The following is a 17,080-nucleotide window of genomic DNA, read 5'->3' as shown; positions in this document are numbered from 1 at the left end:
CGAGCATGTCGCAGTCGCCGCTGCCCGAAAGCTGGAACCATCACCTTGGCGAAGAGTTCGATAGCGCCTACATGCGCGATCTGCGCGGCTTTCTCGCCGCGGAGAAAGCCGCACACAAGATCATCTACCCGCACTCCTCGAACTGGTTTCGAGCCTTCGAGCTGACGCCGCTGGACGAGGTGCGGGTGGTGATTCTCGGCCAGGACCCGTACCACGGACCGAACCAGGCTCATGGTCTCTGCTTTTCCGTTCGCCCTGGCGTGCCGACGCCGCCTTCGCTGCAGAACATCTACAAGGAGCTGGCGGTCGATGTCGGCACCACGCCGGTCGGTCACGGCTTTCTGGAGCAATGGGCTCGCCAGGGGGTGATGCTCCTCAACAGTGTACTGACGGTCGAGCAGGGTAACGCTGGCTCTCATCGCAATCGCGGCTGGGAGACTTTCACCGATCGTGCCATTCAGGTCATCAATGAGCAGTGCGAGGGTGTCGTGTTCCTGCTCTGGGGGAGCTACGCGCAGAAGAAGGCGAACTTCGTCGATCGTCAGAAGCACCTCGTTCTGCACGCGCCTCATCCTTCACCGCTCTCGGCCCATCGCGGCTTTTTCGGCCAGCGTCATTTTTCGCAGGCCAACGCGTTTCTCGCATCGCGAGAGCGGGGGGAGATCGACTGGCAACTGCCCGCCAGCGTCGCTTGAAGGGCTCGTTGTCGCGTACAATGGCGGCGTTCCGAACCACTATCGATGAAGGCGCCGACCATGAGTGTTCACCCCATTTCTCATCCCCTGGTCAAACACAAGCTCGGACTGATGCGCGCTGCCGACATCAGCACCAAAAGCTTTCGGGAGCTGGCCTGTGAAGTGGCCAAGCTGCTGACCTACGAGGCGACGCAAAATCTCGAACTCGAGCCGGCCACCATTGAGGGTTGGAATGGTACGCCGATCGAGATCGAGCAGATCAAGGGCAAGAAGGTCACGATCGTGCCGATTCTTCGCGCCGGGTTGGGCATGCTCGACGGCGTCACCGATCTGATTCCCAGCGCGCGCATCAGTGTCGTCGGCCTCTATCGGGACGAGGAAACGCTCGAGCCGGTCCCTTATTTCGAGAAATTCGTCAGCGCGCTCGATGAGCGCTTGGCGATCGTGATCGATCCCATGCTGGCGACCGGCGGCTCGATGGTCGCCACACTCGATATGCTGAAGGCGCGGGGCTGCCAGCAGATCAAGGTAATCGTGCTGGTCGCGGCACCTGAAGGCATCGAGCGCGTGCAGACGGCCTATCCCGATATCGAAATCTACACCGCAGCGATCGACGAGCGGCTCGACGAGAACGGCTACATCGTGCCGGGACTGGGCGATGCCGGCGACAAGATCTTCGGTACCCGGTGATCGAACCTGCCGACATCACCGGCGTCGTGCTCGCGGGCGGGCGCGGTCGTCGCCTTGGCGGCGTGGACAAGGGCTGGGTAGAGCTCGACGGCCGCCCTCTGATCGAGCATGCCCTGTCGCGACTCACGCCGATCGTCGGTAGCGTCGTGATCAGCGCCAATCGCCAACTCGATCGTTACCGGCGCCTGGGTTATCCGGTCGTTGAAGATCGCCTGCCGGATCACCCTGGGCCGTTGGTCGGGCTGCTATCGGCGATGCAGCAGGTCGAATCGCCCTGGACCTTGATGATGCCTGTCGACATGCCCTGGTTGCCGTCCGATCTGGTGGCGGTTCTGGCCGCCCAATGCGCCGATGACGTCGATATTCTGGTCGCGGATGATGGCGAGCGGCTGCAACCGCTGGTCGCGCTGTTGCGTACCTCGCTGCGTGACGATCTCGCGACCTGGCTGACCGGGGGAGAGGCGAAGGTGCTGAAATGGTATGAGCGGCATGCCTGGCAAGGCGTCGACTTCTCGGCCTCTGTAGATCGGTTCGTCAACGTCAATACGCCTGAGGAGTGCCGGGCTGCCGAAGCGCGTATGCGGATCGGGGCGCGCTCTGATGGGCGGTGACGTCGGGCCTCACGGATCAGCCGATCGATCATTCCGAATCCCCTCGGTCCCCGTGCTGGGGTTCGCCGCCTGGAGCGGCACCGGCAAGACGACACTGCTCGAGGCCGTGCTGCCGTGCCTCAAGGCTCGCGGCTGGCGGGTGGCCGTCATCAAGCATGCCCATCATGCCTTTGATGTGGATACGCCGGGCAAGGATAGCTACCGGCTACGCGAGGCCGGCGCCACACCGATGGTGGTGGCATCGGGCAAACGTTTTGCGCTGATGATGGAGACTCCCGGACAGGATGACCCGGACCTCGAGCAGTTGATCGATCAGGTCATGCTGTCGAGACCGACGCTGATTCTTGTCGAGGGATTCAAGCAGGCACCGATACCGAAGATCGAGCTGCAGCGCGGTGAGCTGCCGCATTTCGGCCCGCGCGATGGCAGACGCTCTGGCGGGTTGATGGCGCATCGAGATCCTTGGGTGCGAGCCGTCATTTGTGATTCGCCGCGAGACAAGCGTGCGGCGCTTGCCGAGCTCCCCGCTCGGATCGACTGGTTGGATCTTGATGATCTCGACGCGATCGTCGCCTGGATCGATGCTTGGGCGCGCCGGTTTCGCGTTGAATCTGACACTGATTGAGCCGCGCCTGGTGAGAAACGCCGACAGCACGCCGAGCACAGGTGAGCGTTGTCGGTACCGCCGGCTTCGAACGACTCCTCACGGGACAAGCGGTGTCTTCCTCGGCGTTCTATGCTTGAGGCTGGACGGCTGGAAGCAACGCCGTGCTCGGTAACATTCAAGGAGGCGGCGCTGAGCAATCGGGCGCTGCTTTCTCTGACTATAAGTTCTGACCATAAGCTCTGACCAGATTGGCAATGAGTATCGGTCAGATTGGCAATGAGGCGATTTTCGCATGACGCTGACGCACCTTAACGCACGCGGTGAAGCGCATATGGTCGACGTGGCCGACAAGGCAGAGTCACGGCGCGAGGCGCGGGCTCGCGGTACGGTTCGCATGTTGCCGGCGACACTCGCGCTGCTCGTCGAAGGGGGGCTCCCCAAAGGCGATGTGCTGGCCACGGCGAGGATCGCCGGTATTCAGGCCGCCAAGCGGACGCATGAGTTGATTCCCCTCTGTCACGCGCTGGCGCTGTCGAAAGTGACTGTCGAGTTCGAGATCGACGTCGACGATAGCTGCGTTCATGTGGAGTCATCGTGTCGACTCAACGGACGTACCGGCGTCGAGATGGAAGCCTTGACCGCGGTTTCGGTGGCCTGCCTGACGCTCTACGACATGTGCAAGGCCGTCGATAAAGGCATGACGATCGATGATGTCAGGCTCGAAGCCAAGAGCGGCGGGCGCTCGGGAGATTGGCGTCGAGAGGTGGATGCCAGGCCTGCCGGAATGATCGCATCGCATGCGCCGGCGGAAGGTGAGCTGAACGACGGGGCGGAGCCAGCCGGTCGACAGACAATCGCGAACGCCGATGGCTCCCCTGTCGGGGAAGACATGAGCCGCGCTATCGACGAGCCCCGCGGAAAGGCGGGCGGTGACTGCGAAGGCGTCATCACGGTTCGCTTTCTGGCAGAACTGCGCGAGCGGCTCGGATGCGAGACACTCACGCTGCCGCTCGGCGATCTGGGCACGCGCGACGTCGCGGGTGTGAAGCGGGCGCTCGCCGCGGCCGATGCCCGGTTCGAAGTGCTCGACGGCAAGCGCGTACTCGTGGCGCACAATCAGGTCATGGCAGGAGAAGGCACAGCGGTGAATGCCGCGGACGAGATCGCTTTCTTTCCGCCCGTCACCGGTGGCTAAGGCAGAGGATTCGATGACGATCCAGATCAAGATTCAGCCCGAACCTTTCGACGCTGGGGAGCGGCAACGCCAGCTGTTACGAAGTCGGACCGACACGGGTGCCGTGGTCAGCTTCACGGGGCTGGTCAGAGACTTCAACGAGCGCCCTGAGGTGCAGGCACTTTCTCTCGAACATTTTCCGGGCATGACTGAAACCGCGCTGAGACAGATTGCCGAAGAGGCCCGGCAGCGCTGGGCGCTGCAGGCGGTCACGATCATTCATCGCATCGGGCGACTCGCGCCGGGTGACGGAATCGTGCTCGTACAGGTCGCCAGCGCGCATCGCCGGGCGGCGTTCGAAGCATGCGATTTCATCATGGATATTTTGAAAACGCGCGCGCCTTTCTGGAAAAAAGAGCACACCTCGAGCGGCGACTACTGGGTTTCCGAACGACAAAGCGACCATGAAGATGCAGGTCGCTGGGAGTATCGATGACGGCATTGATCGACAAATTTTCGCGCGAGGTTCGTTACGTTCGTATCTCGGTAACGGACCGATGTGATTTTCGCTGCGTCTACTGCATGAGCGAGGAGATGACCTTCCTGCCGAGGGCACAGGTGCTGTCGCTGGAAGAGCTATATCAGGTTGCGCGAGCTTTTACTGAGCTCGGCGTAGAGAAAATTCGACTGACCGGTGGCGAACCGCTGGTACGCCAGGGGATCGACAAGCTGGTCGGTGATATCGGGCAGCTCGATGGTCTGCGTGACTTCGCCATGACCACCAACGGAGCCGGGTTGCGCAAGCACGCGCGCGCGCTCCGCGAAGGAGGGCTGACGCGACTGAACGTCAGCATCGATTCCCTGGACCCGGAGCGATTCCGTCAGCTGACGCGCACCGGGAGTCTCGAGAAGGTCGTCGATGGCATTCATGCCGCTCAGGACGCCGGCTTCGATAGAATCAAGCTCAATGCCGTGGTCCTCAAAGGCCGCAACGACGATGAAGTACTGGACTTGGTGGAGTTCGCGCGTCGCGAAAAGCTCGATATCAGTTTCATCGAAGAGATGCCGCTTGGCGACGTGTCGGATCATGTTCGCGGCGAAACCTTTTTTTCCAGCGACGACGTGCAGCAGGCGATTGAAAGTCGTTATCCGCTGCTCGCTTCAGCGGAGTCGACGCTCGGTCCCTCCCGCTATTTTCGAATGGCGGACAGCGACAGTCGGGTCGGTTTTATCTCGCCTCATAGCCACAATTTCTGCAGCACCTGCAACCGGGTTCGCGTTACCGTCGAAGGGCGTCTGCTGCTCTGCCTCGGTAACGAGCACTCCGTGGATCTGAGAGCGACGCTGCGTCGTTATCCCGGTGAGCTGGAGCCGCTGAAAGCCCAGATCATCGATGCCATGGACCTGAAGCCTGAGCGGCATCACTTCACCAACGACGGTGATGTTCAAGTCGTTCGGTTCATGAACATGACGGGTGGATGATCGCTTTCTTAAAGGTTGATCTTCACGGTATTCGTAAAAGACACGAGCCATGCTTGTGTCTTTTTTCATTTAAATTCTTGCCAAAATAAGTCCCGAGAATATACTTTCAGAAAAACATCCGGTGTCACGCCGATATTGGTATCTTGCAAGGAGAAGACGATGTCCACCGAGTCATTGGAACGCATCGCTCGAAACAAGAATGTGGCTCGTGCTGCGGCGCGGCAATTGAGCATGGAACAGTTGCACAAGTTGTCCGAAGTCATTGGCGAAGTGATCGAGCAGAAGCAGCAGGAAGATCACGTTCGGCAGAAGGAAGAAGCAGACAAGCAGAAGAAGCTTGCCGAGATCCGCGAGGCGATGAACAGTGCCGGTCTCTCGATGGATGATCTGGTCGGTGAGCAGCCACGCAAGCGCCGTGGTCGTCCGCCGAAGAATGCCAGCAAGGCGTGATCTGGCTCGTGAGCGGTCCAAGGTGAACGGTCCAAGCTTGCGCGACTGACATCTTCGATCAGTGCGTCTTGTTTATCGCTCGGCAGCCTCTCGAGAGAAAATTTCTCGACGAGAGTCGATATTTTCCACCGATGCGCGTTTCCATCACTGTCGATATCCGTAGTGCCGACAAGTCGTCAAAGCGCAGCTTATGGTAAGCAGTTTTTGGCAAGTCGCCTTGGGTAGGTCCCGTTGCCGAGGTCGCGTCGGCAAGGCCGCGTTGGGTAGGTCACTTCTGATAAGTCGCGTTGGGCAGATCGCCCAGCTCGCGATACGTTGTCCGGATCAGTGACGCCAGTTCGATGATGCCCGGTTGCGACTGACGCTCCGGCCAGAGTCGGCGACAAATCAGCGCGCCCGTCTCAGGACGGGCGCGTTTTTCGTTGTCTGGCGATGGCGACTGTCAGGTCCTGCAAGATAGCCCCGAAAGACAGTCGATGGGCATTAGCACCGCGTTGCTGCCGACAGCGCACGTTGCGCGGGCGCGCGGCGACGTAAATCCTAACGTGTCGAGACCGTTTTTACCTCGAACTCCGGTTGAGGATCCGCCGGCATCAGCTGGAGATGGAGCTCGGGCACGGCGGGCAGTCGCTCTTCGAGCCAGTCGCGCAGCGGCGCGAATATCTGCTGGCGTAATTGCAGCAGGGTTTCCGAGGGCGCGGCGTCGATCCGGGCATCGAGCCAGTCGCTCAGCGCATCTTCGTCCAGGGGTAGCGCGGTGTCACTGTCCCACAGCAGCCGTCCGATGCGTGTCCATCCCGTTTCCGTTGGCAGTACCGTGACCGCGATCGCGAGTGTCTTCGCGCGGTGACGTGCCGCGACGGGAGAACTCGACTGTCCCGGCCGGGTCCTTGAGGCGATCAGCTGCGGTCGCAAATGGTGCTGGTGGCGAGGGGTCAGCGAGCCGTTCTCGAGCGCCACGACGACACCATTCTTGGGCAAGGTCGGGACCTCGATGCCCAGCGATCTGGCGAGCTCGCCATGGGCTTCCTGATGAACGGATTCGCCGTGAACCGGCATCAGAAGCTTTGGCTGCAGCCAGCGGTAGAGCTTTCGCAACTCCTCTCGCGCGGGGTGGCCGGAGGCGTGCAGTGCAGGGTCGCTTCTTTCGTCATGGACATTGACGTGAAGGCGTTTGAAGCCAGCCTTCAGTCGCTCGATGAGCCGCTCATTGCCGGGAATCGCTCTGGCCGAGAAGATCACGTCGTCACCTGGCTCGAGATCAATGGCGGGATGCCGTCCTTGCGCCAGACGCGACAGCGCGGAACGCGGTTCGCCCTGGCTGCCGGTTGCAATGATCAGCACCTCCTCAGGGGGCAGATAGCCGAGATCATGGGTTGGCACGCGCGGCGGCAGTTCATCGAGATAGCCGAGCTGCGTGGCGATCGCGACCATACGTTCCATCGAACGTCCCAGCAGGGCGACGCGCCGGCCGCTGCGCTCGGCGATCTGGCCGAGCGCCTTGATGCGGGCGATATTGCTCGCGAAACAGCTGACGATGACCCGGCCCCGACACTCGCGGACGACGCCCTCGAGGGCCGAGGCTGCCTCGGCTTCGCTGCGGGAATGTCCTTCGACGTCGGCATTGGTCGAATCGGCGACCACCAGGTCGACCGGCGCCATCGCCTGAAATGGCTTCGGCGAGAAGGGCGCGCCGACGACCGGTGCGGGATCGAGCTTCCAGTCGCCGGTGTGGAGAACCCGATGGGCAGGCGTCATGATGGACAATGCACAGCTTTCGGGAATGGAGTGCGTGACCGGGAGAAATTCGACCCCGAAACCGCAGACCTCCACGCGAGCGCCAGGTTTGACCGCGATCAACGCCTCCGTCTTGAGGCCCTGCTCGAGGAATTTTGCACGCAGCATCTCGATGGCCAGGGGCGTTGCGTAGACCGGGCAGTTCCAACGTGGCCAGATCCAGGCCAGCGCACCGAGATGGTCTTCGTGACCGTGCGTGATGAACACGGCGCTCGGCACCATGTGGTGAGCGGCAAGATGATCGGTATCGGGAATCTGTAGCGGCTGGTCGGGAAGATCCTGGCGAATCATCATGCCGCAATCGATAGCGATCCAGTGATCGTCGTACCCGTATAGCGACAGATTCATGCCGATCTCGCCGCAGCCGCCCAGCGGGTGAAAGAGCAGCGGGGGATAGGTTCGCTGGCGAACCTGAATGCGCGGACGAATCATCGTCATCCTTGGGTTGAAGAAATCTGTTTTCACTATAAGTCATCGATCTTCACGCGCTCAAACCGAGCATGCTGTCGAAAGGCGGCGAGCGCGCTTAGCTCAGGCCCGGCTTTAGCGGTACAATGCGCGGTCCGAATCGATGAATTTACCGCCGATGACGCGCCGCCGGGCGCGCTCCCGGCCAACGGCCTGTCGAGAATGATGTCGTATAAGTACCGCTTGATCGTTTCCTGTCCCGACCGCGTGGGTATCGTGGCGCGCGTATCCAGCTTCATCGCGAGCCAGCAGGGCTCGATCGTCGAAGCCAATCAGCACTCCGATCTGGAGGCCGGGCGCTTTTTCATGCGCTACGACATTCAGTCGGGTGCGATGAGCGCGGCGGCATTCAGCGCCGCTTTCGGTCCCATCGCCGAAGAGTTCTCGATGACGTGGCGACTCAGCGACGCGAGCCGGCGTCAGCGGGTCGCGATCATGGTCTCGCGGGATTCCCACTGCCTGGTCGATCTACTCTACCGCTGGTCGGCGGGAGAGCTCGACTGCGATATACCGTGCGTCATCTCCAATCACGAGGATCTGCGCGAGATCGTCGGCTGGTACGGTATACCGTTTCATCATGTGCCGGTCGATGCTCAAGACAAGCTCGCGGCGTTTGCCGAGGTGGAGCGCTTGATCGATACCGCGGAGGCCCATTGCGTGGTTCTTGCCCGCTATATGCAGATCCTGCCACCGGCACTGTGTCAGCGCTATGCCGGTCGGGTGATCAATATTCACCACAGCTTTCTGCCGTCCTTTGCCGGCGCGAAGCCCTACCATCAGGCCTTCGAACGCGGCGTGAAGCTGATTGGCGCGACCTGCCACTATGTGACCGAAGAGCTGGATGCGGGCCCGATCATCGAGCAGGACATCCAGCGTGTCTCTCACTGCCACGGCACACAGGATCTGGTCCGGCTGGGCAGAGACGTGGAGAAGGCGGTGCTGGCGAGAGGGTTGCGCTGGCATCTGCAGGACCGCGTCCTGATTCACGGCAACAAGACGGTCGTCTTTTCCTGAGCGAGGGAGCGTACGCTCTTCAGGGCGCCTCACTCGCTGCATCGAACAGGCCAAGCTGACGCTGCTCCAGGGCCGGTAACAACCTCACGCCGACGCCGAGTAGCCGAACGGGCCGGCTGCCGCGCTGCCAGGCGCTGTCCAGAAGCTCGTGGAAGCGTGCGTGGATGATACCGCGAGCGCCGGTTTCCTGTGTCGTGCTGGTGAAGTCGTTGAAGCGCACCTTGATGAACTGCTTGCCGATGGCGGGATTGCCATGGCGCGCCATGCGCTCGTCCAGATTCTCGATCAGCACAGCGAGCGCCTCGTGACAGCTCGCGAGATCCGGCAAGTCGTGATGGTAGGTGTTTTCGACGCTGACCGATTTGCGCTCGCGCGAGACGGCAACCGGGCGCTCGTCGATGCCATGCGCCAGCTCGTGCAGTCGGCGCCCGAACTTGCCGAAATGATCCAGCAGCCGCTCCAGGGGTTGGATGCGCAGATCGGCGCATGTCTCGATACTCAACTCCTCGAGCCTGCGGGCCGTCGCCGGTCCGACCCCGTGCAATTTCTTGACCGGGAGGTCGGTGATGAACGACTCGGTATCCCCCGGCACAATGACGAACAGGCCGTCCGGCTTGTCCCAGTCGCTGGCAATCTTGGCCAGAAACTTGTTTGGCGCGACGCCCACGGAGACCACGATACCGGTGCGCTTGAGCGCCTCCTCCTTGATCCAACGAGCCATCCAGGTGGCGCTGCCGCGAAAGGCCGTGATCTCGCTGACGTCGAGATAGGCCTCGTCCAGTGAGAGTGGCTCGACGAGCGGAGTCAGCTCGTGAAAGATGGCCTGAATTTGCTGTGAAACAGCGCGGTATTTGGCGAAGTCCGGTGGGACGATCCGGAGTTCCGGGCAGAGCCGCAGCGCTCGCGCCGATGGCATCGCCGAATGCACGCCGAAGCGTCTTGCGGGATAGTTACAGGTGGCGATGACCCCTCGCCGTTCGGGGCTTCCGCCGACGGCGAGGGGTCTATCTCGCAGCGATGGGGTGTCGCGCATCTCCACGGCCGCATAGAAGCAGTCGCAGTCGGCATGCAGAATCTTGCGCGCCGTCGTCATCGCGCGCGAGTCAGTGAAGGCCGCTGCCGCCGCCACCGCGAATCACGCCGACGCCCAGTCCCTCGATCTCCAGATGTTCGTGCGCTAGATCGATTTCGATCGGCTCGAACTCGGGATTTTCCGCCAGGAGCGTGACGCGATTGCCACGGCGCTGGAAGCGCTTCACCGTCACGTTGTCCTCGAGCCGTGCGACCACGATCTGGCCTTCACGGACATCCTGGGTTCGGTGAACGGCCAGCAAATCGCCATCGAGAATGCCGATGTCCTTCATCGATTCCCCGCGAACTCGGAGTAGATAATCGGCGCGGGGAGAAAAATAGTCGGCGGGCAGCGGACAGTATCGATCGATGTGCTCGGCGGCGAGAATGGGGCTGCCTGCCGCCACGCTGCCGATGATCGGGAGCCCGGCTTCTGTCGGAGCTTCCGCGGGCTCCGGTTCGCTGCTGGCAGGCAGCCGTATGCCGCGGGAGGTGCCTGGAATCATGCGAATGACGCCCTTGCGATCGAGCGCGCGCAGATGCTCCTCGGCGGCGTTGGGCGAGCGGAACCCGAGTGCGCGGGCGATCTCCGCTCGGGTTGGCGGGTAGCCGAACTCGTTCATGGTCTTGACGATAAAGTCATAGACGGTCTGTTGCCGAGCAGTGAGGGGGCGCGCCATCGGTCTCTCCCGAACCTGAGCCTTGTTGAAGGGCAATTCCAGGCCTGATCAAGAAAACAGGCGTGTGCATGCATACAGCCTGTGATTGTATCCAGTCCCGCTGCGAGTGAAAAGGCGTGCGCTCGATCGCGACATGAGCCAGGGCGCCAGGGAAATGGATGACGTGCCCGCTGATCGAGCCTGAATTCCGGGCCGTCTGTCCGGCGGGCGATAGGGATTGAAGGACACGGCATCGGTGATCCAACCAAGTTTGGCGCTTTCCCTCAGAATGATTAGAATCAAAAGCGTTTTAAACAGACGTTCTTAGGCATCACATCAGTCGGTGAGTGACTCTATGTCCCAACCCAGCACGGTGGCACGAATACTCGATACCGCCGAAATTCTGTTCGCGGAAAAAGGTTTTGCCGAGACGTCGCTCAGAAACATCACGACCCGAGCGAAGGTCAACCTGGCGGCCGTCAACTACCACTTCGGTTCGAAGAAAGCGCTGATTCAGGCCGTGTTCGCACGCTACCTCGACCCGTTCTCCGAGCGCCTGAACCTGGCGCTGGATGCGCTCGAACAGCGCTATCGCGATCGTCCCATTCCGCTGGAAGTCCTGCTGGAACAGCTCGCTACCAGCGTCCTCGAGGTGCCGGCCGAGCGCAACAGTCTCAAGATCTTCATGAAACTGCTTGGTCTTGCCTATACCCAGGCGCAGGGCCACCTGCGGCGTTATATCCAGGAGCATTACGGCGAGACTTTTCACCGCTTTGTCGTCTGTCTGCGCCTTGCGACGCCGGATCTACCCGACGTCGAGCGCTTCTGGCGGCTGCACTTCATGCTCGGCACGGTGGTGTTCACGCTGTCGGGGCTGGATGCGCTGCGTGACATCGCCGACGACGAGTATCACGAACACATGTCGGTGCGGGACCTGATTCAGCGGTTGCGGCCGGTCGTGGTGGCAGGCATGCAGGCGCCGCTGCCCGCATCGCTCGGCGCTGACGAGCCGCAGTGAGTCCGTCGATGATATCGCCTGGTGAATCGCCGGGGCCGGCCGTGCCATCGCTGGCCTATTAACAGGTTTTGGCGCTTCGTCTAGAATCGGGCGCTTCACGGTTTCAGGTTGAATGTCATGACGCAGTCTCTCGGTCCGGTGATGCTGGATGTCGAAGGTATCCGGCTTCGCGACGAAGAGCGGCACCTGCTGAAGCAAACCGCCGTCGGTGGCGTGATTCTTTTTGCGCGCAATACCCCCGATGCGGCAACGACCCAGGCTCTGGTGCGAGAAATTCGAGATGTGCGTCCCGATGTGCTGATTGCCATCGACCAGGAAGGCGGCAGGGTACAGCGTCTAAAGGAGGGCGTGACGCGGATTCCGCCGATGGCGAGCTTCGGTAGACAGTTCGCCGAAACGCCGGAAGAGGCGGTGATGCTGGCTCAGGATACCGGCTGGCTGCTGGGCATGGAGATGGCGGCGTGCGGATTCGATCTCACGTTCGCGCCCGTGCTCGACCTGGACGATGACCGCTCGCCGGCCATTGGCTCGCGCAGCTTCTCGCCCGACCCGGAAGTCGTCACGGCATTGGCCGGCGCGCTAATCGAGGGGCTTCACGAAGCCGGCATGGTGGCGGTCGGCAAGCATTTTCCGGGACATGGCGGTGCGCGTGAGGACTCTCACTTCGACGTGGCGCAAGACCCGCGGACGCTGGCCGAGCTCCGAGAGCGGGATCTGGTACCGTTTGCGCGTCTGGCCGGCAAGCTGGACGCCGTGATGCCGGCGCATGTGGTCTACCCGGCGTTCGACGATCGACCGGCGGGCTTCTCTCCAAGCTGGCTGGGTATGCTGCGCGAGGAGTTCGGTTTCAAGGGCACGATCTTCTCCGATGATCTGACCATGGCTGCGGCGCACGCTGCGGGCACGCCCGCCGAACGAGCCAGTGCGGCGCTCGAGGCCGGCTGCGACATGGCCGTCATCTGCAACGCCCCCGATGACGCACGCCAGGTGGTGGCGGCCTGCGATGGCCTGCAGGCCTCACGTATCGCCAAGCTGCGCTTCGCGCGTGCGCGCCCCAGCCTCGAATCGCTCGCGGCGATTTCCCGGTGGCGGCGCACCCACGCACGACTGCAGGCGCTCGCCGAGACGGCATGAGCGGCGCCAGTCGCTCTCCGGTGGCTTCTTTGCGTGAAAACTCCCAACTCTTACCGATACGGAACACGATGACCCATTCTTCTTCGGCCGACGCCTTGAACTCGATGCAGGACGTCATGGACAACGCGGACTGCCTGATCAGCCAGGCTCAGGTCGAACAGGCGCTGGATCGCATGGCGGCAGACATCACTCGCGACCTTGGCGACAAGATGCCGGTGTTCTACTGCGTGATGAACGGTGGCTTGATCACGACCGGCCATCTGCTGACGCGGCTCGGCTTTCCGCTGGAAGTCGACTACATCCACGCGACCCGCTATCGCGGTGGCATTCGGGGTGGTGAGCTTTTCTGGCGTGTGTCGCCGGAGGTGCCGATGGCCGACCGCCATGTCGTCATCGTCGACGACATTCTCGATGAAGGCGCCACGCTTGCGGCCATTCTCGACTACTGCCGTCAGGCCGGGGCGGCCAGCGTTTCCACTGCGGTGCTGGTCGATAAGGTACACGACCGCAAGGCAGTGCCGGGCCTGAAGGCAGACTACTGCGGACTCGATGTGGTCGATCGCTACGTGTTCGGCTTCGGTATGGATTACCAGGGATATTGGCGCAACGCGCCGGGGATATTCGCGCCGAAGAATCTGTGATTCCACGCGTTCGAGCGCTCCTTTTTCAAGCGGTCCTTTTTCAAACAGTCTTTGCGGGCGCGTGCTTAGCCCGCACAAGACGTTCAGCCCGCGTCAGGTGCCGGATCTGAGTCAACGCGGGCTGAAGCGTCTCTGCAGGCCAGTTTCGTTCATCATCCGCGTGGAGATTTCCTCGATCGAAAACCGTGTGGTGTCGATGTAGGAGATATTGAAGCGCCGGTAGAGCGCCTGGGCCTGTTCGACTTCCTGCATGCACTGGTCCAGTGAGCAGTAGCGGCTGTTGGGGCGGCGTTCGGTGCGAATCGCGGACAGACGACGCGCATCGATAGTCAGTCCGAACAGCTTGTGACGGTGTCTGGCCAGCGAAGCCGGCAGGGTCAGAATGCCGTTGTCGTCGAGATCATCTTCGGTCAGCGGATAGTTGGCGGCGCGAATGCCAAACTGCAGCGCCAGGTAGAGCGACGTGGGAGTCTTGCCGCAGCGCGAGACACCGATCAGGATGACATCGGCCTCCTCGTACTGATGGGTGCGCGCGCCGTCGTCGTTATCGAGCGCGAAATTCACCGCTTCGATGCGGTGCATGTAGACCTCGTCCTGCCCGATGGCGTGGGTGCGGCCTACCGTATAGGTGGAGTGAGCGCCGAGTTCCACCTCGAGTGGTGCCAGAAAGGTCGAGAAGATATCGATCTGGAAAGCCGGCGCCTCGGCGACGATGGCGCGAATGGTCTGATCGACGATCGTATCAATCACGATAGGCTGAACGCCGTCACGTTCGGCGGTCGCCTCGATGATACCGACCAGAGAACGGGCTTTGTCGAGGGTGTCGATGTAGGGCTTGGTGATCTGATTGAATTCGGCGTTCTCGAACTGCGAAAGCAGGCTCCGGCCCAATGTCTCGGCGGTGATGCCGGTGCCGTCGGAGATGAAAAAAGCGGTGCGAGTCATGAGGCGTTTCCTGAGCTGGCAAGTCATCATTCTCGGCCGAAAAAAACCGTGGCCGCAACTTTTCTGTCGCCGATGCGCCCGTCACTACAAAACCGCTCGAAAAGACACTTTTTGTGTAGAAATACTTCAAACTCTACGCCCTTAAACTTCTGGCTAAGGCGCGGGACCGCTGTTAGCTTCTGGCTCCATCTGCCGTGCAGGATGCACGTCCTTTTGCCGATCAGGCCCGTCCAGAGACGATCAGGAGAGAGCCGTGGAACCGTTCATCATCACTTTCGATCAGCTGGGAATGTCAGACGTCGAGCGAGTCGGGGGCAAGAATGCCTCTCTCGGCGAGATGATCTCCAACCTTGCCGACGCCGGCGTCACGGTGCCCGGCGGCTTCGCCACCACGGCCCACGCCTATCGTCAGTTTCTGGCTCACGAGGGCTTGAACGACCGCATCAACGACGAACTGGCCAAGCTCGACGTGGATGACACCGAAGAGCTGGCCCGGGTCGGCGAGCGGGTGCGCCAGTGGGTGATCGACACGCCGCTGCCGCCCGATTTCGAACATGCGCTGGCCGATGCCTACCAGACGCTGCAAGCCAAGCATTCTAATCTGAAGGTGGCGGTACGTTCGTCCGCCACGGCCGAGGATCTCCCCGACGCCTCCTTTGCCGGTCAGCAGGAGACCTTCCTCAATATTGACGGCTTCGACAACGTCAAACGGGCCGTTCACGAGGTCTTCGCCTCGCTTTTCAACGATCGCGCGATCTCCTATCGCGTGCATCGTGGCTACCCCCACGAGAATGTGGCGCTTTCCGCCGGCGTACAGAAAATGGTGCGCTCCGAGACGGCGGCCAGCGGCGTCATGTTCACGCTCGATACCGAGTCCGGGTACCGTGATGCTGTCTTCGTGACCGGCGCCTGGGGGCTGGGCGAAACCGTGGTGCAAGGGGCGGTCAACCCGGACGAGTTCTACGTCCACAAACCGACACTTGCCAGCGGCAGGCCGGCGGTACTGCGGCGTACATTGGGTTCCAAGCGGATCAAGATGATCTATACCGAGGACGCGGCAGCGGGGCGCTCGGTCAAGACAGTCGATGTGCCGCGGGCCGATCGCCAGCGCTTCTGCTTGAGCGATGACGATGTCATGGCGCTGGCCCGTCAGGCCGTGATCATCGAAGCGCATTACGGCCGGCCGATGGATATCGAGTGGGCGCGAGACGGCAATGACGGCAAGCTCTACATCGTGCAGGCGCGGCCGGAGACGGTGGTCTCCAATCAGGAGGGTGGCACGCTGGAGCGCTTCACGCTCAAGGAGAAGGGGCGGGTGCTGGTCAATGGTCGGGCGATCGGCCAGCGCATCGGTCAAGGCAAGGTCAAGCTGGTCGAGTCGCCAGAGCAGATGCACAAGGTGCAATCGGGAGACGTGCTGGTCACTGACATGACCGACCCGGACTGGGAGCCGATCATGAAACGCGCCTCGGCGATCGTGACCAATCGCGGCGGGCGTACCTGCCACGCCGCGATCATTGCGCGCGAGCTCGGCATCCCGGCGGTCGTCGGCTGCGGCGATGCGACCGAGCTGCTCGAGGACGATGTCGAGGTGACGGTATCGTGTGCCGAGGGCGATACGGGACATGTCTATCAGGGCAAGCTCGAGTTCGACTGCCAGGCGACCAGCATCGATGGCATGCCTGAAGTGCCGTTCAAGATCATGATGAACGTCGGCAACCCGGATCGCGCTTTCGCCTTCGCCGGCCTGCCCAACGACGGCATCGGGCTGGCGCGTCTCGAGTTCATCATCAACCGCATGATCGGCGTGCATCCCCGGGCGCTGATGGAGTACGACAAGCTCTCGGATGACCTGCAACAGACCATCGATCTGCGTACCGCCGGCTACGACGATCCCGTCTCGTTCTATGTCGATCGCCTCGTCGAGGGAATCTCCACGCTGGCCGCGGCATTCCACCCGAAGCGGGTGATCGTGCGGCTGTCGGACTTCAAATCGAACGAGTACGAGAACTTGATCGGCGGCAAGCTCTACGAGCCGGGCGAAGAGAACCCGATGCTCGGTTTTCGTGGCGCCTCGCGCTATCTCTCCGACGATTTTCGTGCCTGCTTCGAACTCGAGTGCCGCGCACTCAAGCGGGTGCGTGACGAGATGGGGCTGGACAACGTCGAGGTCATGGTGCCGTTCGTGCGCACCCCGGCTGAGGGCAAGGCGGTGGTGGAGCTGCTCGAAGCCAATGGGCTCAAGCGGGGTGAGCGCGGGCTCAAGGTCATCATGATGTGTGAACTGCCCGCCAACGCGCTACTGGCCGACGAGTTTCTCGAGCACTTCGACGGCTTCTCGATCGGTTCCAACGATCTCACGCAGTTGACGCTGGGACTCGATCGCGACTCCGGCATCATTGCGCATCTATTCGACGAGCGTGACCCCGCGGTCAAGAAACTGCTCGCCATGGCGATCCAGGCCTGCAAGGCGCAGGGCAAGTATGTCGGTATCTGCGGTCAGGGGCCGTCGGATCATCCCGAGCTTGCGAAATGGCTCATGGAGCAGGGAATCGACTCGGTGTCGCTCAACCCGGATGCGGTGATCGAGACCTGGCTGATGCTGGCAGGCGAGACGGTCGCCT

The 17,080-nt window shown here is 61.8% G+C and carries 17 protein-coding genes; 13 read left to right on the top strand and 4 right to left on the bottom strand.

Annotation, left to right across the window (positions count from 1 at the left end; genetic code table 11):
- The first annotated feature begins 5 nt into the window (after nt 1-5).
- The 8 genes from ung to IE125_RS02740 all read left to right on the top strand — a co-directional run bounded on the left by ung (nt 6) and on the right by IE125_RS02740 (nt 5,709).
- Nucleotides 6-695, top strand: coding sequence for a uracil-DNA glycosylase (ung, locus tag IE125_RS02775; protein ID WP_189443041.1), 690 nt, complete (start codon nt 6-8; stop codon nt 693-695).
- Nucleotides 696-755: 60 nt separating this feature from the next.
- Nucleotides 756-1,385, top strand: coding sequence for a uracil phosphoribosyltransferase (upp, locus tag IE125_RS02770; RefSeq protein WP_189443040.1), 630 nt, complete (start codon nt 756-758; stop codon nt 1,383-1,385).
- Nucleotides 1,382-1,996: a molybdenum cofactor guanylyltransferase MobA gene (mobA, locus tag IE125_RS02765; RefSeq protein WP_229808880.1), complete on the top strand. Its 615-nt coding sequence runs from the start codon at nt 1,382-1,384 to the stop codon at nt 1,994-1,996. The genes upp and mobA overlap by 4 nt, the downstream gene beginning before the upstream one ends.
- Nucleotides 1,997-2,048: 52 nt before the next feature.
- Nucleotides 2,049-2,621, top strand: a complete 573-nt coding sequence (gene mobB, locus IE125_RS02760; RefSeq protein WP_308430116.1) for a molybdopterin-guanine dinucleotide biosynthesis protein B — start codon at nt 2,049-2,051, stop codon at nt 2,619-2,621.
- Nucleotides 2,622-2,895: 274 nt separating this feature from the next.
- Nucleotides 2,896-3,798 carry a cyclic pyranopterin monophosphate synthase MoaC gene (moaC, locus tag IE125_RS02755; protein WP_189443038.1) on the top strand — a complete coding sequence of 301 codons (903 nt, stop codon included), beginning with the start codon at nt 2,896-2,898 and terminating at the stop codon, nt 3,796-3,798.
- Nucleotides 3,799-3,811: 13 nt separating this feature from the next.
- A complete protein-coding gene (moaE, locus tag IE125_RS02750; RefSeq protein WP_189443037.1) occupies nt 3,812-4,273 on the top strand; it encodes a molybdopterin synthase catalytic subunit MoaE in 462 nt (153 codons plus the stop codon).
- Nucleotides 4,270-5,259 (top strand): GTP 3',8-cyclase MoaA, encoded by a 990-nt coding sequence (moaA, locus tag IE125_RS02745; protein WP_189443036.1) that lies wholly within the window; start codon nt 4,270-4,272, stop codon nt 5,257-5,259. The genes moaE and moaA overlap by 4 nt, the downstream gene beginning before the upstream one ends.
- 159 nt (nt 5,260-5,418) lie before the next feature.
- Nucleotides 5,419-5,709: an H-NS family histone-like protein gene (locus tag IE125_RS02740; protein ID WP_189443035.1), complete on the top strand. Its 291-nt coding sequence runs from the start codon at nt 5,419-5,421 to the stop codon at nt 5,707-5,709.
- A gap of 540 nt (nt 5,710-6,249) precedes the next feature.
- Here the strand turns inward: IE125_RS02740 and IE125_RS02735 are convergent.
- A complete protein-coding gene (locus IE125_RS02735; RefSeq protein ID WP_308430115.1) occupies nt 6,250-7,938 on the bottom strand; it encodes a ribonuclease J in 1,689 nt (562 codons plus the stop codon).
- Between the two features lie 201 nt (nt 7,939-8,139).
- Between IE125_RS02735 and purU the strand changes: the two genes are divergently transcribed.
- Nucleotides 8,140-8,988, top strand: coding sequence for a formyltetrahydrofolate deformylase (purU, locus tag IE125_RS02730; RefSeq protein WP_189443034.1), 849 nt, complete (start codon nt 8,140-8,142; stop codon nt 8,986-8,988).
- A 19-nt stretch (nt 8,989-9,007) separates the two neighbouring features.
- Here the strand turns inward: purU and dinB are convergent, their stop codons facing one another.
- Both dinB and lexA read right to left on the bottom strand, forming a co-directional pair.
- Nucleotides 9,008-10,081: a DNA polymerase IV gene (dinB, locus tag IE125_RS02725; protein ID WP_189443033.1), complete on the bottom strand. Its 1,074-nt coding sequence runs from the start codon at nt 10,079-10,081 to the stop codon at nt 9,008-9,010.
- A gap of 10 nt (nt 10,082-10,091) precedes the next feature.
- Nucleotides 10,092-10,739, bottom strand: a complete 648-nt coding sequence (gene lexA / locus IE125_RS02720; protein WP_189443032.1) for a transcriptional repressor LexA — start codon at nt 10,737-10,739, stop codon at nt 10,092-10,094.
- A 334-nt stretch (nt 10,740-11,073) separates the two neighbouring features.
- On the opposite strand from lexA, the gene IE125_RS02715 reads away from it, so the two are divergent.
- The 3 genes from IE125_RS02715 (at nt 11,074) to IE125_RS02705 (ending at nt 13,511) form a co-directional block, all read left to right on the top strand.
- Entirely contained in the window at nt 11,074-11,736 is a 663-nt protein-coding gene (locus IE125_RS02715) for a TetR/AcrR family transcriptional regulator (RefSeq protein ID WP_189443031.1), read from the top strand.
- A gap of 117 nt (nt 11,737-11,853) precedes the next feature.
- Complete coding sequence (nagZ, locus tag IE125_RS02710; RefSeq protein ID WP_189443030.1) at nt 11,854-12,870, top strand: beta-N-acetylhexosaminidase; 1,017 nt, start codon at nt 11,854-11,856, stop codon at nt 12,868-12,870.
- A 68-nt stretch (nt 12,871-12,938) separates the two neighbouring features.
- Nucleotides 12,939-13,511 carry a hypoxanthine-guanine phosphoribosyltransferase gene (locus tag IE125_RS02705; RefSeq protein WP_189443029.1) on the top strand — a complete coding sequence of 191 codons (573 nt, stop codon included), beginning with the start codon at nt 12,939-12,941 and terminating at the stop codon, nt 13,509-13,511.
- A 111-nt stretch (nt 13,512-13,622) separates the two neighbouring features.
- Here IE125_RS02705 and ppsR read toward each other — a convergent pair whose 3' ends face one another.
- Nucleotides 13,623-14,456, bottom strand: coding sequence for a posphoenolpyruvate synthetase regulatory kinase/phosphorylase PpsR (ppsR, locus tag IE125_RS02700; protein ID WP_189443028.1), 834 nt, complete (start codon nt 14,454-14,456; stop codon nt 13,623-13,625).
- Between the two features lie 289 nt (nt 14,457-14,745).
- Here ppsR and ppsA point away from each other — a divergent pair.
- Nucleotides 14,746-17,080, top strand: a 2,335-nt coding sequence (ppsA, locus tag IE125_RS02695) for a phosphoenolpyruvate synthase (protein ID WP_373297359.1), incomplete at its 3' end; no start/stop codon positions are given.

This window comes from Salinicola rhizosphaerae (assembly GCF_014652715.1).
In the GTDB taxonomy this organism is placed as follows: Bacteria; Pseudomonadota; Gammaproteobacteria; order Pseudomonadales; family Halomonadaceae; genus Salinicola; species Salinicola rhizosphaerae.
Note: the sequence above shows the minus strand (reverse complement) of the source record. Positions and strands in the feature narration are given on the sequence as shown.

Bases quoted from the DNA above. Each gene is read 5' to 3' on its own strand.
- ung (WP_189443041.1), top strand. From the start codon at position 6: ATGTCGCAGTCGCCGCTGCCCGAAAGCTGGAACCATCACCTTGGCGAA.
- upp (WP_189443040.1), top strand. From the start codon at position 756: ATGAGTGTTCACCCCATTTCTCATCCCCTGGTCAAACACAAGCTCGGA.
- moaC (WP_189443038.1), top strand. From the start codon at position 2,896: ATGACGCTGACGCACCTTAACGCACGCGGTGAAGCGCATATGGTCGAC.
- moaE (WP_189443037.1), top strand. From the start codon at position 3,812: ATGACGATCCAGATCAAGATTCAGCCCGAACCTTTCGACGCTGGGGAG.
- moaA (WP_189443036.1), top strand. From the start codon at position 4,270: ATGACGGCATTGATCGACAAATTTTCGCGCGAGGTTCGTTACGTTCGT.
- IE125_RS02740 (WP_189443035.1), top strand. From the start codon at position 5,419: ATGTCCACCGAGTCATTGGAACGCATCGCTCGAAACAAGAATGTGGCT.
- IE125_RS02735 (WP_308430115.1), bottom strand. From the start codon at position 7,938: ATGATTCGTCCGCGCATTCAGGTTCGCCAGCGAACCTATCCCCCGCTG.
- purU (WP_189443034.1), top strand. From the start codon at position 8,140: ATGTCGTATAAGTACCGCTTGATCGTTTCCTGTCCCGACCGCGTGGGT.
- dinB (WP_189443033.1), bottom strand. From the start codon at position 10,081: ATGACGACGGCGCGCAAGATTCTGCATGCCGACTGCGACTGCTTCTAT.
- lexA (WP_189443032.1), bottom strand. From the start codon at position 10,739: ATGGCGCGCCCCCTCACTGCTCGGCAACAGACCGTCTATGACTTTATC.
- IE125_RS02715 (WP_189443031.1), top strand. From the start codon at position 11,074: ATGTCCCAACCCAGCACGGTGGCACGAATACTCGATACCGCCGAAATT.
- nagZ (WP_189443030.1), top strand. From the start codon at position 11,854: ATGACGCAGTCTCTCGGTCCGGTGATGCTGGATGTCGAAGGTATCCGG.
- IE125_RS02705 (WP_189443029.1), top strand. From the start codon at position 12,939: ATGACCCATTCTTCTTCGGCCGACGCCTTGAACTCGATGCAGGACGTC.
- ppsR (WP_189443028.1), bottom strand. From the start codon at position 14,456: ATGACTCGCACCGCTTTTTTCATCTCCGACGGCACCGGCATCACCGCC.